This window comes from Providencia sp. 2023EL-00965, assembly GCF_033550225.1.
GTDB classification, from domain to species: domain Bacteria; phylum Pseudomonadota; class Gammaproteobacteria; order Enterobacterales; family Enterobacteriaceae; genus Providencia; species Providencia manganoxydans.
Genome location: NZ_JAWUEH010000008.1, coordinates 59,915 through 79,608 on the forward strand (window position 1 = coordinate 59,915; position 19,694 = coordinate 79,608).

Genomic DNA, 19,694 nt, shown 5'->3' on the forward strand with positions numbered 1-19,694 from the left:
TCCTTACTTCTGTTTCGAGGCTAGCCGTGTATGTTTAAGTGGTGACTTAAGTTTGAAATACAGCGTTGAGAGTGGTGGCAGCGTTAACTCGATCGAGTGGTCACACCCGTGGGTTTTGATTGGTTGACTGGTCACGGATGCAGTGTCTTGCGCATCGTTTCCACCATAGATATGTGCGTTGCTGTTGAGCACGATTTGGTATTCTCCCGCAGTTTTGACGCCAATACGGTAGTGTTCACGAGTCACTGGGGTGAAATGGCTCACGATAAACAATGCATCGCCATTGGCGGCGTAACGGATAAATGCAAATACAGAGTTATCGTAATCGTCGACGATCAGCCATTCAAAGCTTTCTGGATGATGATCATGATCGTATAGCGCGGGTGTGTGGCGATAGGTGAAATTGAGATCTTTGACAAAACGTTGTACGCCTGCATGGGGGCTAGTTGGAATATCGAGCAGTTCCCAGTCTAGCTGACCGTCATGATCCCATTCACGCCACTGCGCCATCTCTCCCCCCATAAAAAGGAGTTTTTTACCTGGATGCGCCCACATAAATCCGTAATAGGCACGCAGTGTGGCAAATTTTTGTTCAGGGGAGCCAGACATTTTGCGCAACAGTGAGCCTTTACCATGGACGACTTCATCGTGGGATAATGGCAAAATAAAGTTTTCACTCCATGCATACATCACACCGAAGGTCATTTTATTATGATGAAATTTACGAGCAATTGGGTCTAACTGTAAATAATCGAGGGTGTCATGCATCCAACCCATGTTCCATTTGTAGTTAAAGCCTAATCCACCAAGGGAAGGTGGAAGTGTGACGCCAGAGAAACTGGTTGATTCTTCTGCCGCCATTAAGGTATCCGGCTGAATTTGATGCAGTAATTCGTTCGTGTGTTGTAGTAGGCTAACTGCTTCAAGGTTGACGTTGCCGCCGTACTCATTAGCTATCCATTCTCCATCTGGGCGGCTGTAATCACGGTAGATCATGGATGCAACAGCATCGACCCTTAACCCATCAAATCCAAAACGTTCCACCCAATATACTGCATTATCGGCTAAGAATCGGCGAACTTCAGGGCTGCGATAGTCATAAATCAAGGTGTCCCAATCACGATGTCGGCCTTCTTTTGGATCAGCGTATTCATAGAGCGCCGTACCATCAAAGTTGGCTAACCCACTGGCATCAGAAGGAAAGTGCCCTGGAACCCAATCGAGGATCACATTAATACCTTGTCGATGCGCTTCATCGATAAAATCTATCAGGTCTTGTGGTGAACCATAGCGGCTGGTTGGTGAATAAATTCCTAATGGTTGATAGCCCCAAGAGCCATCAAAAGGGTGTTCACTGATTGGCAATATTTCGAGATGGGTAAACCCCATGTCTTTAACATAAGGGAGTAATGTTGTTGCGAGTTCTCGATAACTTAGCCACGTTGTGCCATCTTGTGTCCGTCGCCATGAACCTAGGTGGACTTCGTAAATAGCAACAGGGGCATTACGTTGATTAGCTTGTGCTTGTTTTTTGGTCGGATAACGTTTTTGTGGAAGAGGGGAAACAATCGATGTGGTATCAGGACGTAATTGGCTACGAAAGGCATAAGGGTCTGATTTAAATTGTAGCTCACCATTCGCATCAAGTATTTCATATTTATAGCGTGTTCCTGCGCTGATTGCGGGTAGAAAAATTTCCCAGATCCCACTTTCAGGACGATAACGCATTGGATAGCGGCGACCATCCCAAAAATTGAAGTCGCCAACGATTGAAACTCGTTGCGCATTAGGAGCCCAAACACAGAAATGGGTACCACTGATATCATCAAGTTGCCGTAAGTGCGCACCCAACTTTTCAAATGAAAAATTTTGCTGAGTGTCTGCATCACTAAGTAGTGTTCCAAAGCGGTAAGGATCTTCAATAACTTGCTGAGTATCCCCCCAGTTAATCTGCAAGATATAGGTAAAGTTTTTATCTAAAGAGGCAATATGGCCAGAAAAGAAACCTCGAGGATCAATTTGAGACAGCTGAATAACGGGCGTGGCAGTGAATCTATCTAAAATCGTGACTTGCTGAGCATTCGGTAGTAATACGCGAAAATAGGTTATTTCTCCCACGCGGTGCATGCCGAGAAATGAAAAGGGGTCACGATATTTCCCTGCAAATAACTGCTCAATGATCTGTTGTTGCCCTGATTGCTGCTCAATTGCTTTCATCATTTCTCCTGAAAGATCGAAGTTATATACTCGTCATACTTCAAGATGCAGGGTTGTTGACTACGCTCAGCTAGCCGAGTCACCGAGTGTATCTATACTCCTTGCCTATTTCCGTTTACTGTCGACCTACAACTCGAATTATTTAAAGTATAGTGGTCTCTATAGTAATAACTTGATTTTTCTTATTCTGTATAACGATATGACTAACTAATTTTATAATGGGAAATGTTGAGATTAATCAAAAATGATCCCATTAGGCAGCAAATATAATTATAAGAATAAGTAAATGGGCGGTGTTGATGAAAACAATCTATACTCGTTATAGTTCAAGTTACAGCATTGTTGACCGAATTTACTTGCCAGTTACATACTTATGTATATGGCTAGTGATGGAGCCACTTGTTGCCTAGCTGAACTTCGAATTATTTAGAGTAAAAAACGAATAAATTAAAAATAATCTTGTTTGTGGAGATAATAAATCTGTAGAGTAAAAAGTCAACAAAAATAATCTTTGTAATTCATTATGTTAATGACTTTCTATTTAAGATGTTCGCTATTAAACATTATTATCATTTATCGATGAAAAATATAACATTCTAATTAGTCAGAATGTCAAAAAATTAATTTGTTAAATGGAAATCGCTATTGCTTTATTAGTATTACTCCGTAAAGATAAGAGCAGTGATTAATAAATGAGTAAGACCCAGAGAGTTATTATGGATCAACCGACAAATTCAATCGAAACTAATCAAAAAACGAAAAAAAATGAAACACGCAGAAAACTATGGATGGCAATAGCTTCCATTATTATTGTTTTGCTGTTTGTTGCTTATGGCGCTTACTGGTTTTTGGTATTACGCTTTCAGGAATATACTGATGATGCGTATGTTTCGGGGCTACAAATACCTATTATTGCGCAAACAACCGGTAATGTGACGCAAGTAAATTTTGAAAATACCGATTTAGTAAAAGCAGGTGATGTGCTGGTGGTATTGGATAAAACCAATGCAACGTTAGCGTATGAACAAGCAAAACACGATTTAGCCACCACCGTGCGTAAAACTAAAGAGCTGTATATTAATGGTGATGAGTATCAAGCTCAGATCCAAAAAAATAGAGTATCACTTGCGCAAGCACAGAAAGATTACCAACGTCGCGTGGCTTTAGGTCGTAGCGGAACAATATCGAAAGAAGATTTGCAGCATTCACAAGAAGCGGTGCAACTCGCGCAAGCAGCTCTGGATATTTCTATTCAGCAATATAATGCAAATCGCGCATTATTGCGCAATACAGAGCTGAAAAAGCAGCCCGCTATCCAACAAGCGGCTGATAGTGTGCGCAATGCGTGGATTAACTTGCAACGTACTGAAGTGAAAAGCCCAATGACGGGTTATGTTTCGCGTCGTAACGTACAAGTCGGTTCACAAGTTGGCCCACAAGGGTCATTAATGGCTATCGTGCCCGCACAACCTGTCTGGGTGGATGCTAACTTCAAAGAAACCCAGTTAGAAAAAGTACGTATCGGGCAGCCCGTGACGTTAACCAGTGATTTTTATGGTGACGATATTGTGTTTACTGGGAAAGTGGTAGGGCTCGATATGGGAACAGGTAGTGCTTTCTCTCTATTACCGGCACAAAATGCGACGGGTAACTGGATCAAAGTGGTTCAGCGTTTGCCTGTACGTGTAGAGTTAGATCCTGAACAAGTGGCTAAATATCCATTGCGTATTGGTTTATCGATGAACGCAACTATTGATATTAAAGATGAAAATGGTCCGGTCTTAGCTGAGGTTCAGCGCGAAACGCCGGCATTTGAGAGTGATGTATTGGTACTGAAACTCAATGAGGTCGATGCTGTTATCGACACTATCATTAACGAAAACGCGGATTAGCCCGAAAAGGAGTGGATGTGGCCGATATTCAACCACTAAAGGGCTCAAAACTGGTATGGGCAACGATAGCATTGTCGCTGGCGACCTTTATGCAGGTACTGGACTCGACTATTGCTAACGTTGCAATTCCAACGATTGCAGGTGATCTCGGTGTTTCGATGTCTCAGGGAACATGGGTGATCACCTCATTTGGTGTTTCTAACGCCATATCAATTGCGATTTCAGGGTTCCTTGCCAAACGTTTTGGTGAAGTGCGTGTATTTTTGTGGGCGACTGCATTATTTACCATTTTTTCATTGCTGTGTGGCTTTTCAGATAGTCTTGGTATGCTGATTTTGTACCGTGTATTACAAGGTGCAGTAGCCGGACCCGTTATCCCGCTATCACAAAGTCTGATCATGCGCTGTTATCCACCTAAAATGCAAAATATGGCGTTGGCATTTTGGTCGATGACTATCATTTTGGCTCCTGTATTTGGTCCTATTTTTGGCGGTTATATCAGTGATAACTTCCATTGGGGCTGGATCTTCTTTATGAACGTTCCTTTGGGGATTTTTGTGGTCATTGTTGGCTCCATAATCTTAAAAGGAATGGAATCGAAGGTGGTGAAAGTCCCGTTCAACGTCATTGGGCTAGCATTGCTATCCGTTGGTGTTGGTTGTTTACAGGTATTACTGGATAAAGGGAAAGAGTTAGGTTGGTTAGCATCTAATGAAATCGTCATCTTAGCGGTGATTTCAGCGATTGCGCTAGTATTCTTAGTGATTTGGGAGTTGACCGATAAAAACCCTATCGTCGAGTTAGCACTGTTTAAATCACGTAATTTTACTATCGGGACTATCTCAGTCAGCTTAGCGTATATGGCCTACTTTGGTGCAATTGTCTTGTTACCCCAACTATTACAAGAGGTATATGGCTATACCGCGACATGGGCCGGTTTGGCGTTGGCACCGATAGGGTTACTGCCTGTTCTATTTTCAGCGCCGGTTGCCAAGCTATCAGACTTCCTTGATATACGTTGGATAGTCACTTTTAGCTTTGTGTTCTATGCGATCTGTTTCTTCTGGCGAGCTTATACTTTTGAACCAAGTATGGATTTTACCGCGGTCGTATGGCCTCAATTGGTGCAAGGGATGGCAGTTGCTTGTTTCTTTATGCCATTGACGACATTAACATTGTCAGGGCTACCGCCTGAAAAACTGGCATCGGCATCGAGTTTAGCTAACTTTTTCCGTACCCTTGCAGGCTCAATTGGTACTTCGATTACAACGACCATGTGGAGTGATAGGGAAGCGGTTCATCATAGTCAGTTAACGGATTATATTACCGATTACAATCCTGAATCCCTTGAGATGTATAAAGAAATGGGAGCGCATGGTTTAAGTAATGAGCAAACATCCGGTTTTATTGCGCAAGAAATCACTAGCCAAGGACTGATTATTGCTGCTAATGAAATCTTCTGGTTATGTGGATGGGTATTTATTGCCTTGATCATCACGGTTTGGTTCGCTAAGCCGCCATTTGGTAGTAAAGCGAATAAATAATGATATTAATTAGGGCGCTAAATAGCGCCCTAACTGAGGTTGCTGACGAAGCGGGATAAAAGCGTGGTTTTTCCCGCTCCGTGTTATCAGCCGAAAATCAATGAATTGATTTTCCTCGTTTATTTCAGAACCCCTAACGACTGCCGCCAAACATGATATGTTTGTCAACAGTCTGAATTAGGGCGCTAAATAGCGCCCTAATTATTTATGGATAAACAATATTTAGAGTCGCTGATGTCTTTATGGTGCCTTGGGTGACTCGTCTTGGATCCCATGCATAATAATACGCTGCCATTGGAATGCTAAAGTTAGGTTCTAACTGCCCACCTGCATTCACATAAAACAGTGATGTCGCTTTCCCGCGATTATTGGGGTTTTGTGCGATAACGATAGGGGTATTTGGTGTGTTGGTTTTGACTAAGCGTATACCGACACCTTGTGCTGCATTAGCTGTTTTATCTATCAGCACCGAGTTATCAGAGCTAAGTAGATTATTACTGGATAAAAAGATATCAATCGACCGCTCTGCAATATTGTTGCCTCCACCAAGGTTTTCACAACGCATATTGAGTGCAAATGGTGTATAGCCTGCGTGGGAGTCGTTGAGCACTTGATGACTGCTCAATGTAGGTAAAGTGACCACAAGGCCTGAATTTTTGAAGACACAGGTGGTTAGTTTAGGGGCGTACTTTAAAATCATCGGTTGACCAAACATATCGCGATCGTCGTATGGCCAATGAAACCCATTAAATAGCCATTGTAAGATCTTAATAATTTGTTTAACTGGCCACAATAAAATATCAAACAATGACATGCCGCTTAAATCGGTAACAAATAAAATATCATGTAAATTGACGGTATCACCGCTAACCATTGTGCCTGTTTTTGGCACGAGAGAGAATTTGATCGTGACGGGGGTATTTAGCTCAGATGCTGAATGTCGGCCTGTTTTTTTCAGCGTTCTGTTTGGGATATCGTTAATGATTTGTGCTCTGACATTATACTTCCCATTATTAAAGCTTAATATGGTGGCGTATTTTTCATCTGTATTGAGAATTTTAGTATAACCAAATTCGCTTTGCGTCGTGGAACAATTAAAGTTACCTGAATACTGGGTTGCAATGGTGGTGACCCATTCGGGCGTCGCGGGCGTCAGCTTATCCGAAAGGTCGATACTGATTGGTGGTGCGTAGCGTACACCTTGTTCATAACAAATTGCGTAGCTATAGCCACTAAAGGCCATCAATAATAATAAATATAGGTATTTGATCATGATACGAGTTCCATTACTGGCAGATGCCAGCGACGCCATCTAAATTTTCAGGCAAGTGATTGATCACGCAATCACCATCATTCAGTTGAATAACGACACTTTCTGGGAAAGTTTCAGCTTTCAAATATAAGACACTGGCTTGGCCTACGTAGCCGAGTGCATTGCCATCAAGATCGGTAATTTCAGCGCCAAAAGGTAGTGCTTTGCCATTTTTTTGGAAGGCACGGCTAACCCATGAGCTACGGGTATCCGTTTTGAATTTAACTAAACTCACGGATCCTTCAATCGGGGCACTATTCGCAATATTACCAATCACTTCAGCACCTTGAACATTTTCTGTATTCGAAAGGGTGATTGAGTTTTTACGATAAGGTGTCGCGTAAGGTACCAGTGCTAATCCGTCTTTATTAGTTATGATACTTTGGTCTCCATTTACCATGAGCCCTTGTGCTTTTGGTGCTTGTACTATGGTCATGGTGTTGCCAATTTCATTGGAAGCCAGCACATCCCAAGGAATAGCGACTAGACTACCGCGAGCGCTCAAACCTATTTGACGATAATCATTTGATTCACTGATAGAGCTGCCTACCGTGGAAATATTTGAACGATAGGCAAGGTTTGCACTCGCCATATTTTGTCCGCCTTGTTGATTGCTTCCAGATAGGGAATAACTTAGGCGGTTGGCTTCCAATGCAGTACCACTTAAGGAAACGGTGCTCTGTTGATAATGTGAATCAGTCGCTGTCAAACCTGTGCTTATCCATACATTATTATCGAATAAGTTCATAGGCAGGCTGAAGGTGAGATAATAGCGGTTCTCTTCTTTGCCTTTACCGTCGCGGACTCTACTGGCAGAGATAGAATAACTGATATTTGCATATGCGTTGGAGTAGCCTAATTGGTATTCGCGAGTTGTTGGTGTCGTTGACCAATAATCACGCTGAGAGCCTGAAATATAGGTCGTTCCCCAATTTTCAGGAAGGCGTTGGTTTAAGTTAATCGTAAATGTATTCTTAGGGCGCACACCACGCATTGAGTCCCATGTGTTCATATCAAAAGAGGTTGTTTCTTGATTAGGACGAGAGCCTTGTGTCTGTTTATCTAGGGTCTCTTGATAGAGGCGATAGCCTTCATGAGCATGGATTGAATCGCTAAAACTGTAATAGCCTTTTGTTGAATAGCGATAGGCTGCTAAGGTAAAGTTAGTCGCGGTAGTATCCAAGAATTTGCTGTATGAGATCCGCATACTTTGCCCACGGGAAGTTTCATTTGGTAGCTTAGTATTTGCATGGGTAACATCAACAGAAACTGCACCAATCGGCAGGTTCCAGCCTGTTCCAAGCAAGTAGGCTTGATAATCTTCACTCGCGATAGTTCCTGCATAACCCGTTATCAGGTTATTAAAACCATATTCAACAGTCCCTTGAAAAAACTCTGGTTGATAATGGCCATTTTCTTGATTTACCTTACCGGCAAGTAATGCATAATTGCTTACGCCTTCTTTTAACATACCCGGTACGGCAGAAAACGGCACGGTAAAGGATTGCTCCTGCCCATCAGCTTCTTTTACGATAACTAACAGATCACCCGCAGAGCCGGTTGGCTGGATATTATCAATCGTAAATTGTCCCGGAGGAACGTTCTCTTGGTAAACAACGCTGCCGTTTTGTATGACTTTCACAAGGGCGTTCGTTTGCGCAACTCCGCGTACAATCGGGGCAAATCCTTGTTGCGATGTGGGGCGCATATTGATATCCGAGGCCAGAGATACGCCACGTACACGTACTGAGTCGAAGAGAGTGCCTTGAGAGTAAAAATCGCCGGCCACAAAATTAGATTTATAGAGTGGTAAAGCTTTGCGTAAATAACGCGTGTTATTTTCCCATTTTAGGCTACTACCCGCATGTTTACGCACTGAACTGCTATCTCGAAACTGCCAAGAGCTAAGGTTGATACCTGATTCAAGACCTGCATAGATATCATCGCTGGTGGATTTATCGCCATTTTTATTGTTAGTTTTATAATAGGTGGTGTTATATGACAGCATAGCGGCTGGGATCCCACTTTCCCATGACTCAGGTGGGACATAGCCGACTTCAGTACGCAGTAAAAAGCTTTGTGGAATGGTCATTTTGATGCTGAGTGTGCTGACATCGACATCATAACGACCACCCTGAACTAATTGTTCTAATGTGTAATCTTGTGTCTCTTCAGTTGTTTCAGGTAATTGAATACCAAATAATGCAGCTTCTGTTTTGCTGATTAAGATAGTGTTCTGTTCATCTGTAAAAACAAAAGGATAACGGCCTTTCCAGTCACCATTGATATAAGTATCCATTTCTTGAATACCAGCAGGCATGCTCTGTTCTTCATAAAATCGAGATAGATTCGATTTTGCAGAATCCCCCGCAAGCAAAGAGGTATCAAAATTGACGCCCCAGCTTTTTGATGTTCCGAGAAGCAAACAAACTGCGAGTAGGCTCCAATGATGGCCGTACAACTTCATTATTACAGATTCTCTTTTTTATTTAGTAATCACGGACTTATTTTTATAAGCACCCAGATCATCAACATATAATAAGCTGTAGCTTTGACCTGCTGTAATGGCGGTTTTGGCAGGCGCTAAGCTATTAGAAAACGGTGCAATCATCAGCGAGTCGGCAAGCATTTTATTACCGCTTTTATTACTAATATTTGCGATAGTGACGTAATAAGGACTGTTGTTGGTAATGCGAAAACTTTGATTTTCGGCTTTAACGGTGAGTTGCTCAATAGCTTGCTCAACACCGGCTTGTAATGATGTTGGACGATAAAAAAGCTTAATACGTGTTTTAATGGCTAACTGCATGGTATTTTTACCTTGCAGATGATCAGGCGTTGGTGGAATGTCTAGCACATTCAAGTAAAAAACCGATTCACGATCTGTTGGCAGTGACGCAGGTAATTTTTTAATACGTAATTGTTGACCTGCGTTCCCTGAGACTTTAACAACGGGCGGGGAAAGTAGAAAAGGCACATTTGCTGTCTCAGGAGTTGAATTGATATCGCCATCATCAATCCATGATTGAACCAATGCAGGATCATCACCGTTATTGATTAATTGAACGATAGTTTCGTTATTCTTTTCTGGATAAATAACACGAGTACCATTAACAACAATATTAGCGAATGCTGTATTAATACTGATAAGTAAGGAAAATAAAATAATTAAGCGCATTTTTATAAACTCAGAGGGATGGGATGGTCAAGTTAATAGATTAACTTGACCATAAGTATGCCCTTTATACTTTAAGCGGTAGTGCTTGTATTAAGGCATGGTGTCTATACTTATCATACTTCAAGACATATGGGGAACTATGCGCTATTCACCGAGTATCTATGCGCTTCTCGGCTATTTTTGCTTGTCGCCTATCTATATCCTGAATTAGTTAGAGTATATATTCATTAGCACTAGTTACTTATGTCATTACCTAGTGTTTTATTTAATTGACACCTTGCTGTAACTTTAATTATTTCGGGTATATTAACATGCTCTGTATTATTACAAGGAAGCATTATTGAATTAATTTATTCATATTAATTGCATATTTTTTTATGCTGTTATTAATGCTATACCTCGAATAATTGAGAGTATATTACAGGTAAGAAATGGTGTAAGTTACATTAGAGCTTAAGCTACCTACTCTTGCTGGCAGTGCATTCGTTTTGTAGTAATAAATATCTAATGCTAACGTTTCAGGCGTTGCTTCATTACCTTTAATATTAGTAACCAAAGGTTGGTTTAATACAAGAGGAGTTTGATCTGTTGTTTTTGTAATAGCAAAACCAACGTTACGTGATACGTTTGCATCATTTTCATTTACAGTAGTGTTCAGCAAATATTTACCATCTGTAGAGATATTATTTGCAGAAGAGAAATAGATTTTTAACGGTGCATCTTCGGCTTTGTTTGCTGAAGTACAGTTAGAAAAAGTAAGAGAAACGGTTTTTTTGTTTTTTGTGATGATGCCTGGTTTGGTACCCGCTTCATCTACGCTGATAGGATTTAAAGCCACAGTAAAGTCAGCGCTTTTGCCACCATTGATAGTACAAGTTGTATCTGTAATCGCACCGCTAAAGTTGATCACACCACCTGCTGAACTGTCTTCCGCCATGGCAGGTGTTGCCGCAAGAATTAATGCTGTCGCAGCAGATAATGCAAATTTGTTATTCATTTTCTTCTCCGAGAAGAGCTGTGTGTATGTCAATAATAAGTAATAGCAAGCCGTTAACGTCTGGTTATTCACCAGAAATTAAACTCAGCCAGTTTAAAAATATTTATTAATTATCTGAATTTTAAATTTAATATAAAAATACAAAATCACACTTTTGGTAAAAGTGTATTTGTATTTCACTCTTGTTTAACTACCAGATAAATTTGATTTATATCAATTTTGATAGGGCGCTATTATACGTATAATCATCTGTTTAAAAAGAGGGTTAAATTTACTCATATTAGATTTAAAAATTAAATATCGGGTTATGCTCTGAAATGGTTAGCTATTACGCGAAAAAAGACGTAATAAGAAATGAGATTAGAGTTTTATTTTGTAATTTTATTTATTACAGAGTTATGTGTATTCTTTAACATTAAAAGTAGGGTTAAAAACTTGTTACTAATTATTTCTTTTTGTGAAATTATGTTTTTTTATTTATTTTAAATCAATACGTTAAATAATATACCTCTTTGTGAGTAGTTAAATAATGATGATGATTGATGAATTTTTCTTTTGATTTTATAACTTTATATATCTGTTAAATTAAAATTTTTAACTAATAAATATGGTTTATAAAAAATAAACTATTATATAGTTTGGTGATTATCAACAAGAAATATGATTGTTAATAATAATATTTACTTAAAATAACCGTTGTTTTGGTAGATAGGACAAGGTATTTATGAGTAATTATTAACCTATTCAAGTCTATGCCTATTGCAGTAATAGCTAAAACCTCAACAATAACATTATTAATTATAAGGTTTATTTCCAAAGGGTAATACAACTAACCCAAATATGACTTGTGTTATGTTTCGAGTTAACAGTATCGGCATGGAGCCAGCAAACTTTATAATTATTTTATTATCATCGGCTAATCTTTAAATAAGGCGGTAGACAATGCGTATAGTAAGCATGTTATTAATTGCCTTGTTGGGGCTTAGTATACTTCAGCCTAAGAAGGTGACTACCACTCAGCCAGCCAGACTATTGAGTTTATCTATGCTCCCTGTCTATCTTCATTTTTTGTCTACCTGACACTCGAATTGTTTACAGTATATGTGTATGTTTTTTGGGGCACTTGTTGCTCAACTCTACTTCGAAGGGTTTGGAATATAGGTAGGAGTTATAATTTAAGAAGTTATTATGAGCTAATAAATTATTCATGTAGTACTTAATAGAAGAATACCACATGAATAGTTATACAAAGCTAAAGTGCTGATTTGGGAATGATACCTTCGAAGACTAATTTAGGCCTATTGGGTTCTTCCTGAGCCAAAGGTTCGACCTCACGGAGAGTCTGTTTACACCGACTCACTAAGTCTTGGTAGTCAACAGTACCACTGCTTTTCCATGCAATTTCTTGTTCTGATAGCTCTCTTAGTGCTTTTGCTGGGGTACCAACAATCAGCATATTGTCGGCAAATACAGCTTCTGCTTTGACAAATGCACATGCGCCAACAATCGAGTTTTCACCAATAACAGCACCATCCATAATGACACTGTTCATACCGACTAATGCATTACGTTTAATGTGGCATCCATGTAAGATAGCACCGTGGCCAATATGACCATCTTCTTCAATGATCGTATCGAATTGTGGAAAACCATGCATAACACAGTTGTCTTGAACGTTAGCGCCATCCTTGATGATTAAACGACCAAAATCCCCTCTTAGGCTTGCATTCGGACCAATGTAAACATTTTTGCCAATTATAACATCGCCTATGACCACAGCGGTTGGATGAACAAAACTGTCAGGGCCAACGACGGGGGTAAGCCCATCTATTTGGTAAAAAGACATCGTAAATTTCTCCTGTTGAATTTTGCATTGGCTATACTTTATGCAGCAATTTCTTTTAACGCGCCCCCAAAACGCTTGAAATATAAAGTAGTTGGCTGAGGTAGCTCTCCAACTGTCGTTTCACATCTTTCACTAATATAGCGTGTTGCTGCAAGCTCAACTCGTTGATAAATATTAGTGCATAAGTGTTTTGCTATTTGCCCCTCCCATTGTGCTGGAAGTAGTTCGTCGGGCAGTTGTGGATCCTTTAACACGATCCTGCGATAAAAATGGATCAGTAATAAGCGTAGCTGAAAACTGTGTTCAGGTGATATTTGTTCGTCAGTTAATTCTTTGAGTAATAAAGCCAACGGACGAAATAGGGTAATAAAGTGGTGGTAGTGCTCTGCAACTTGCTGCAATGACCAACTGTCCGCAACCAGCTGCTTGAGGTGTTTTTCTGATCGACTATAAGGATAATCGGCTCGAAAATAAATCACCTGCTCAGAGGCATTAAGCTCATTGAGCAAAGTTGGAATATCACCTTGAGCACTGCTAGGAGCTGCCATTAATGAGGTATTTAATTGGCCGAAGCCTAACCAACTTAACTCTTTTTTTAACCTAGCTTTCTCTTCTTTATCCGCAGTTTCGAGTAAAAGTAAATCCCATTTACCATCCCAATCAGGTTGTTCACTTTGATAAATTTTACTTTCTGCATGGCGAAATTGGTTTTGACCACGTTCGGAGATCCGATAGTAACTGCGCCTACCAATTTTCTCAGCATCTAACCAACCTTCTTTTTGTAAACGAAATACGGAGGTACGTACAAAACGATCAGTAAACCCCATGGGTTCTAATAAGTTAGTTAAACTCCCTAGCCAGACCTCACCGCCACGGTGATGCAGTGCATCACCATAAAGAGAGATAATAAGCGATGTGCCGCTAATAGGCTGGCTAGTCAGTGCATGCTGTATAAATTGACTAAGTTTAGTGTCCATTTTTTGATTATCCGGCAAATTTTTGTATCAAAAACCTATGCGAACAGTAGACAATAACTATTTACAGACTGCAAGTTACGGCGGCTTATCCGAAGTAGAATGCGTATATCAATAATGACGTTAATGACTCATAGGTACTGCAAGTTGCAGCGTTTTAGGTTGAGGTAGGTGACGACACTGACCTGCGTCAGTCACCGAGTATTTTTCGCGACGAGTGACTCATTCACTGGTCGCTTAGATGCATCTTGAATTGTTTAGAGTATAGAGCTTATATTGCAATTCTTGTATCAATAACGCGCTCAGCTTTACCTTGTGAGCGAGGAATATCGCCACAGTTTACAATGCTGATACGTGTACTAACCCCAACCATTGATTTTATGCGATGCTTAAGGTTATGACAGATGTTACAGCGCTCATCATAAGTTAGAGCATCGGGCTGCTTTAATTCAACACGAATTGATAAGCTATCCATATTCCCTTTACGGCTGATTTCCAATTGATAATGTGGAGAAAGCTCCTTGAACTGCATGATTTGTTCTTCAATCTGCGATGGAAAAACATTCACGCCTCGTATAATCATCATGTCATCAGAACGTCCTGTAATTTTACCAATGCGACGCATATGACGATTAACGCCTGGCATTAGATGAGTTAAATCACGAGTTCGATAACGTATAACGGGCATAGCCTCTTTTGTAAGCGTAGTGAACACTAACTCACCATTGTCTCCAGCAGCCAAAGGTTGTAGTGTGTCTGGTGAAATGATCTCTGGGTAAAAATGATCTTCCCAGATAGTTGGCCCGCTTTCACCTGAATCGGCACACTCCATGGCAACGCCTGGCCCCATCACTTCTGACAGCCCATAAATATCAAGTGCTTTAATACCAAGACGCGTTTCAATTTCTGTTCTCAAAGCTTCAGTCCAAGGTTCTGCACCAAACACACCTAATCTTAGTGAGCACTTACTTGCATCTCCACCCATGATTTTTTCAAGTTCATCAATAATACTGAGACAGTATGATGGAGTGACCATGATAACATCAGGCTTGAAATCAGCGATTAATTGCGCTTGTTTCTCTGTTTGCCCACCCGACATTGGGATCACGGCAGCACCAAGGCGTTCAGCACCATAATGAGCCCCTAAACCGCCGGTAAATAAGCCATAACCATAGGCAACATGAATTTTGTCACCTTTGCCCGCACCTGCTGAGCGTAGACTACGAGCAATCAAGTCGGCCCAATTATCAATATCCTGTTGTGTATAACCCACCACCGTTGGGCGCCCTGTTGTACCCGATGATGCATGGATACGAATGATTTGATTCATAGGAACCGCGAAGGTATTGAAGGGATAGTTTTCACGGAGATCTTGTTTCGTGGTATAAGGAAATTTTTCGATGTCGCTCAGTTGTTTAAAATCATCAGGGTGAACACCTGCATCATTAAATTTCTTGCGGTACATCGGTACATTTTCGTAAGCGTGAGTGAGTGTCCACTTCAGCCGTGATAGCTGTAAAGCTTCAATTTCATCTCTCGAGGCGAATTCAATTGAGTCGACGGTATGTTGTTGTTGAATGCTCATAATTGCTTATCCTTATAATTATTTGGATACTGCTTGTTTAAGCGTTACCTATAAACCGCGTTAAGCAGATAGGGGCACCGCTTAATGGCACAATGCAGCTGAGCCTGAAGTTTGCGATGTAGGGTTCAGGCCTTATATAAATAAATCGACTATCAGGTACAGACGGTGATTATTTGTCTAAACGCGTTCAATAATCATCGCTATCCCTTGACCGACCCCAATGCACATAGTGCACAGGGCAAAACGACCTTGTCGGCGATGCAGCTCATTAGTCGCCGTAATGGCTAATCTAGCGCCACTCATCCCAAGCGGATGGCCCAATGAAATAGCCCCACCGTTTGGATTAACCTGTGCAGCATCATCAGGGAGCCCTAAGCCCCTCAAGACCGCGAGTGCTTGTGCGGCGAAAGCTTCATTAAGTTCAATCACATCCATTTGTTCAATTGTGAGCCCAGCCATCTTTAGTACTTTCTGTGCTGCTGGCAGTGGCCCAATACCCATCAGCCGTGGTTCTACACCACAGGTTGCTGTGGCGATGATGCGTGCTTTAGGTACTAACCCTTGCGCATTGGCGGTTTCTTGCGAAGCGATGATCAGTGCTGCTGCGCCATCATTTACCCCAGATGCATTACCTGCGGTGACTGAGCCATTGTGGCGAAAAGGGGTTTTGAGTTTTTGTAGTTGTTCCCAAGTCGTTTCTGGGCGCGGGTGTTCATCTTCAGTGACGACAATGTCACCTTTACGGTGTGTGATGGTGATAGGCACAATCTCTTGTGCAAAAATACCTTTTTGCCGTGCTTGTTCGGTACGTTGTTGACTGCGTAAGGCAAAGTGATCTTGATCAGCTCGGCTGATAGCGTACTCTTGCGCAACGTTTTCTGCGGTTTCAGGCATTGAATCTGTCGCAAATTGCTGCTCCATCAATGGATTGATAAACCGCCAACCAATCGTGGTATCAAACAACTGTGGTTGCCGAGAGAAAGCGGATTCTGCCTTGCTCATCACGAAAGGGGCTCGACTCATCGATTCAACTCCCCCTGCAATCATTAAGTTTGCTTCGCCTGATTTGATACTTCTAGCAGCCAAGGCTATCGCATCAAGCCCTGAGCCACACAATCGGTTAATTGTTGTACCAGAGACGGATAATGGAAGGCCTGCTAATAAACCTGCCATTCTTGCGACATTACGGTTGTCTTCTCCCGCCTGATTGGCACAGCCTAATATGATGTCATCAGTAAGTGACCAATTAAGTTGTGGTTGCCTTTCCATTAGTGCTTTTAACGGTAAAACAGCAAGATCATCAGGGCGTAAAGAGGACAGAGCACCACCATAACGGCCGATTGGAGTTCTTACCCCATCACAAATAAAAGCATCTCTCATAACTTTTCCTCTACTAAGTGATGGCCGAGGCGGTGAGCACGTCCGGAGAACCAAGCTAAGGTTTTTCCGTGTTGATTGATGACTTCAACCTCATATAGCCCAGTACGTTTGCCTTGGTATTTCACTTGCGCAATCGCGGTTAGTGTATCGCCTTCAAAACTTGGGCGAATAAAATCAATCGAACAACTGGATGCAACAGCAGCAAGACCATGACTGTTACATGCATAAGCGAAAGCGGTATCTGCTAAGCTAAATAGTTGCCCCCCATGGCAGGTTTTATGGCCATTTAACATCTGTGATGTAATACACATGGACAGTTGCGCAAAACCTTCCGAAACCTGCTCAATGGACATTCCCATCGCTTTTGCACATGCATCATCTCGATACATAATCTGTGCCGATTGTTGTGCTAATGTCATATCTGTCGATGTATTCATTGAAGTTCCTTAGCGAATCGCGTTTGATGACCTGCCGCCAATTGCCTAAGTAATGGATTGGCTCGATAGCGACCATCACCATAAAATTCTGCGAGCTGTTCCAATGTATTAAGAATATTTTGCCAGCCAATCTCCGCTCCCCAAGTTAGAGGGCCTTTTGGGTAGTTAACGCCGTAACACATGGCGTTGTCGGTGTCTTCTGGGCTGGCAATTCCTTTATTTACTACGTCTAACGCTTCATTACATAGCATGGCAACTGTGCGCATGTTGAGTAAACTGGGGTAGTCAGGTAGCACGATCACATCCTTGTTCAATGATTGAAAAAAAGCGATAACAGTTTGATTTTCTTGCTGGCTGTTTTGTGCTGCGCAACTGATAGCAATAGCGGGTGCTTTGCCATAGTCAGCCGATAAATCAAATAGAACCACGCTTTGATTGTTTTTCTGTGCTTGAGAAGATGCTAATTCACCGTTGGTTAACATAACCATAACATCGCCAATAAAAAGTGTTGGATGCTTATGAGCATCACATTTGGATCCTTCGAGGCAGATCCCGTTTTGCCGCAATAATTGCGCAAATGTAGGTAAACTTTGCCAAGCGCCTCGAGCGGTGATTAAAAGTGAGTTGTTGTGAGGCATTTTTTCTGCGATTTTGGCATCAGGAAGCGGCGCGGCTTTATGATAATGATAAAACCCTCGGCCTGTTTTACGGCCTAAATGTCCCGCTTGTACTAACTCAAGTTGTTCAAAAGAGGTTTGAAAGCGAGGATCATAGCCAAAGGCTTGAAAAATAGACTCTGTGACAGCATAGTTCACGTCATGACCGATAAGGTCAGTCAGTTGTAGTGGACCCATTGCAAAACCGCCCGCATCACGCAATACACTGTCGAGTGTTGCCGGAGCGGCAATTCGTTCTTCGAGTGCGCGTAGGGTTTCTGCATAAAAAGGGCGAGCGACTCGATTGACAATAAACCCAGGTGTTGAGCGGCAAACAACAGGGACTTTACTCCATGCAAGAGAGAGTGCTTTGAGCTGGTTCACGACCGATTCAGCAGTTTCCCTGCCACGGACCACTTCAACGAGCTTCATAACAGGCGCTGGATTGAAAAAATGTAGGCCTGCGAATCGTTCTGGGTGCTTGAGTTGGCTCGCAATTGCTGTAATCGATAGTGAGGAAGTATTGCTGGCGAAGAGGGTATTTTGATGACAAATCTCTTCAAGTTGATTAAAAATGGCTTGTTTAATGGTTAATTTTTCAGCGACGGCTTCAATCACTAGCTGTGCTGGTGCCAGTTCAGCCATGTTATGAACTAAGGTGAGTCGCGAAAGCAAGGATGTTGCTGCTTGAGCTGGCATTTTCCCTTGCTGAACGCGTTTATTCAAGCGTTCAGTTAAAGACTGTTTCGCTGCATCAAGTGCCTGTGCATTGATATCAAAAAGTAAGACATTGTGTCCTGCGTTAGCTGCAACTTGTGCTATGCCGATACCCATTGTTCCAGCGCCAATGACAGCAACAGTATTGATCATTGAAGTCATGTTAGTGCCCTTTAAATACAGGTTCGCGTTTATTTAAAAATGCGTTTACGCCTTCACGATAATCATCGCTGCGGCCGCCTAAACGTTGTAAATCGCGTTCAAGATCTAATTGCGCATCTAACGTATTGGTTGCGGCGCAATAGATAGCTTTTTTAATTAAACCCAACCCATAGGTCGGTTGTATTGCAAGATGTTGGGCTAATGCATTAACGGTCGCAGTGAGCTGATCATTTTCGGTGACTTGCCAAATCATTCCCCATTGAAGAGCTTGTTCTGCGCTGATTTTATCGCCAAGTAATGCCATTCCCATGGCTCGTGCATGCCCAACTAACTGAGGTAAAAACCAGCTGCCACCTGAATCGGGAACTAGGCCTAAGCGGCAAAAAGATTGAATAAAATTCGCGCTTTTGGCGGCAATTACGATATCGCCAGCTAATGCAATGGCAGCACCCGCACCCGCAGCGACACCATTTACTGCGCAGATAATCGGTTTGGGTAAATTAGTCATTCGACGAATGAGCGGGTTATAAAAGGTTTCAACCGAGTACCCTAAATCAGGGGCTTGGTCACTGGTCGTCACATTACGGTCGTTGAGATCTTGCCCTGCACAGAAACCACGTCCTGCACCAGTAATCACTAAACAGCGAACGGTTTCATCGCGTTCAGCTATTTTTAATGCTTCACTTAATTGATGATGCATCTCATCATTGAAGCTATTGAGCCTGTCGGGGCGATTTAAGGTGATCGTTAATACGCCTTCTTGTTGCGTGGTTAATATCATGGCGCTGTCTTGCATG

Annotated in this window: 14 protein-coding genes; 2 read left to right on the plus strand and 12 right to left on the minus strand. The window is 41.7% G+C overall.

All coding sequences use genetic code 11. The features are described 5' to 3' along the window. Positions 1-3 precede the first annotated feature (3 nt). Positions 4-2,217 (minus strand): 1,4-alpha-glucan branching protein GlgB, encoded by a 2,214-nt coding sequence (gene glgB / locus SC428_RS11580; RefSeq protein ID WP_318707852.1) that lies wholly within the window; start codon positions 2,215-2,217, stop codon positions 4-6. A 716-nt stretch (positions 2,218-2,933) separates the two neighbouring features. Here glgB and emrA point away from each other — a divergent pair. Further along, a complete protein-coding gene (gene emrA / locus SC428_RS11585) occupies positions 2,934-4,109 on the plus strand; it encodes a multidrug efflux MFS transporter periplasmic adaptor subunit EmrA (RefSeq protein ID WP_140179759.1) in 1,176 nt (391 codons plus the stop codon). 17 nt (positions 4,110-4,126) lie between these two features. After that, positions 4,127-5,653 carry a DHA2 family efflux MFS transporter permease subunit gene (locus SC428_RS11590; RefSeq protein WP_140179757.1) on the plus strand — a complete coding sequence of 509 codons (1,527 nt, stop codon included), beginning with the start codon at positions 4,127-4,129 and terminating at the stop codon, positions 5,651-5,653. Positions 5,654-5,858: 205 nt separating this feature from the next. Here SC428_RS11590 and SC428_RS11595 read toward each other — a convergent pair whose 3' ends face one another. From SC428_RS11595 to paaG, 11 genes are all read right to left on the minus strand, one after another. Beyond that, positions 5,859-6,926 (minus strand): fimbrial protein, encoded by a 1,068-nt coding sequence (locus tag SC428_RS11595; protein ID WP_318707853.1) that lies wholly within the window; start codon positions 6,924-6,926, stop codon positions 5,859-5,861. A gap of 13 nt (positions 6,927-6,939) precedes the next feature. After that, entirely contained in the window at positions 6,940-9,432 is a 2,493-nt protein-coding gene (locus SC428_RS11600; RefSeq protein WP_140179755.1) for a fimbria/pilus outer membrane usher protein, read from the minus strand. Positions 9,433-9,450: 18 nt separating this feature from the next. Beyond that, a complete protein-coding gene (locus SC428_RS11605; protein ID WP_070929503.1) occupies positions 9,451-10,143 on the minus strand; it encodes a molecular chaperone in 693 nt (230 codons plus the stop codon). Positions 10,144-10,561: 418 nt separating this feature from the next. Then, a complete protein-coding gene (locus SC428_RS11610; RefSeq protein WP_070929502.1) occupies positions 10,562-11,140 on the minus strand; it encodes a fimbrial protein in 579 nt (192 codons plus the stop codon). Between the two features lie 1,252 nt (positions 11,141-12,392). Next, positions 12,393-12,986, minus strand: coding sequence for a phenylacetic acid degradation protein PaaY (gene paaY, locus SC428_RS11615; protein WP_070929501.1), 594 nt, complete (start codon positions 12,984-12,986; stop codon positions 12,393-12,395). A gap of 38 nt (positions 12,987-13,024) precedes the next feature. After that, positions 13,025-13,963 carry a phenylacetic acid degradation operon negative regulatory protein PaaX gene (gene paaX / locus SC428_RS11620; RefSeq protein WP_283126208.1) on the minus strand — a complete coding sequence of 313 codons (939 nt, stop codon included), beginning with the start codon at positions 13,961-13,963 and terminating at the stop codon, positions 13,025-13,027. 268 nt (positions 13,964-14,231) lie between these two features. Then, a complete protein-coding gene (gene paaK, locus SC428_RS11625; RefSeq protein ID WP_140186311.1) occupies positions 14,232-15,545 on the minus strand; it encodes a phenylacetate--CoA ligase PaaK in 1,314 nt (437 codons plus the stop codon). A gap of 177 nt (positions 15,546-15,722) precedes the next feature. Next, positions 15,723-16,925 carry a 3-oxoadipyl-CoA thiolase gene (gene pcaF, locus SC428_RS11630; RefSeq protein WP_070929499.1) on the minus strand — a complete coding sequence of 401 codons (1,203 nt, stop codon included), beginning with the start codon at positions 16,923-16,925 and terminating at the stop codon, positions 15,723-15,725. Next, complete coding sequence (gene paaI, locus SC428_RS11635) at positions 16,922-17,362, minus strand: hydroxyphenylacetyl-CoA thioesterase PaaI (protein ID WP_140186309.1); 441 nt, start codon at positions 17,360-17,362, stop codon at positions 16,922-16,924. The genes pcaF and paaI overlap by 4 nt, the downstream gene beginning before the upstream one ends. Further along, positions 17,359-18,897 carry a 3-hydroxyacyl-CoA dehydrogenase gene (locus SC428_RS11640; protein ID WP_318707854.1) on the minus strand — a complete coding sequence of 513 codons (1,539 nt, stop codon included), beginning with the start codon at positions 18,895-18,897 and terminating at the stop codon, positions 17,359-17,361. The genes paaI and SC428_RS11640 overlap by 4 nt, the downstream gene beginning before the upstream one ends. A 1-nt stretch (position 18,898) precedes the next feature. Beyond that, on the minus strand, positions 18,899-19,693 hold the full coding sequence (paaG, locus tag SC428_RS11645; RefSeq protein WP_318707888.1) for a 2-(1,2-epoxy-1,2-dihydrophenyl)acetyl-CoA isomerase PaaG: 795 nt from the start codon (positions 19,691-19,693) through the stop codon (positions 18,899-18,901). Position 19,694 lies beyond the last annotated feature (1 nt).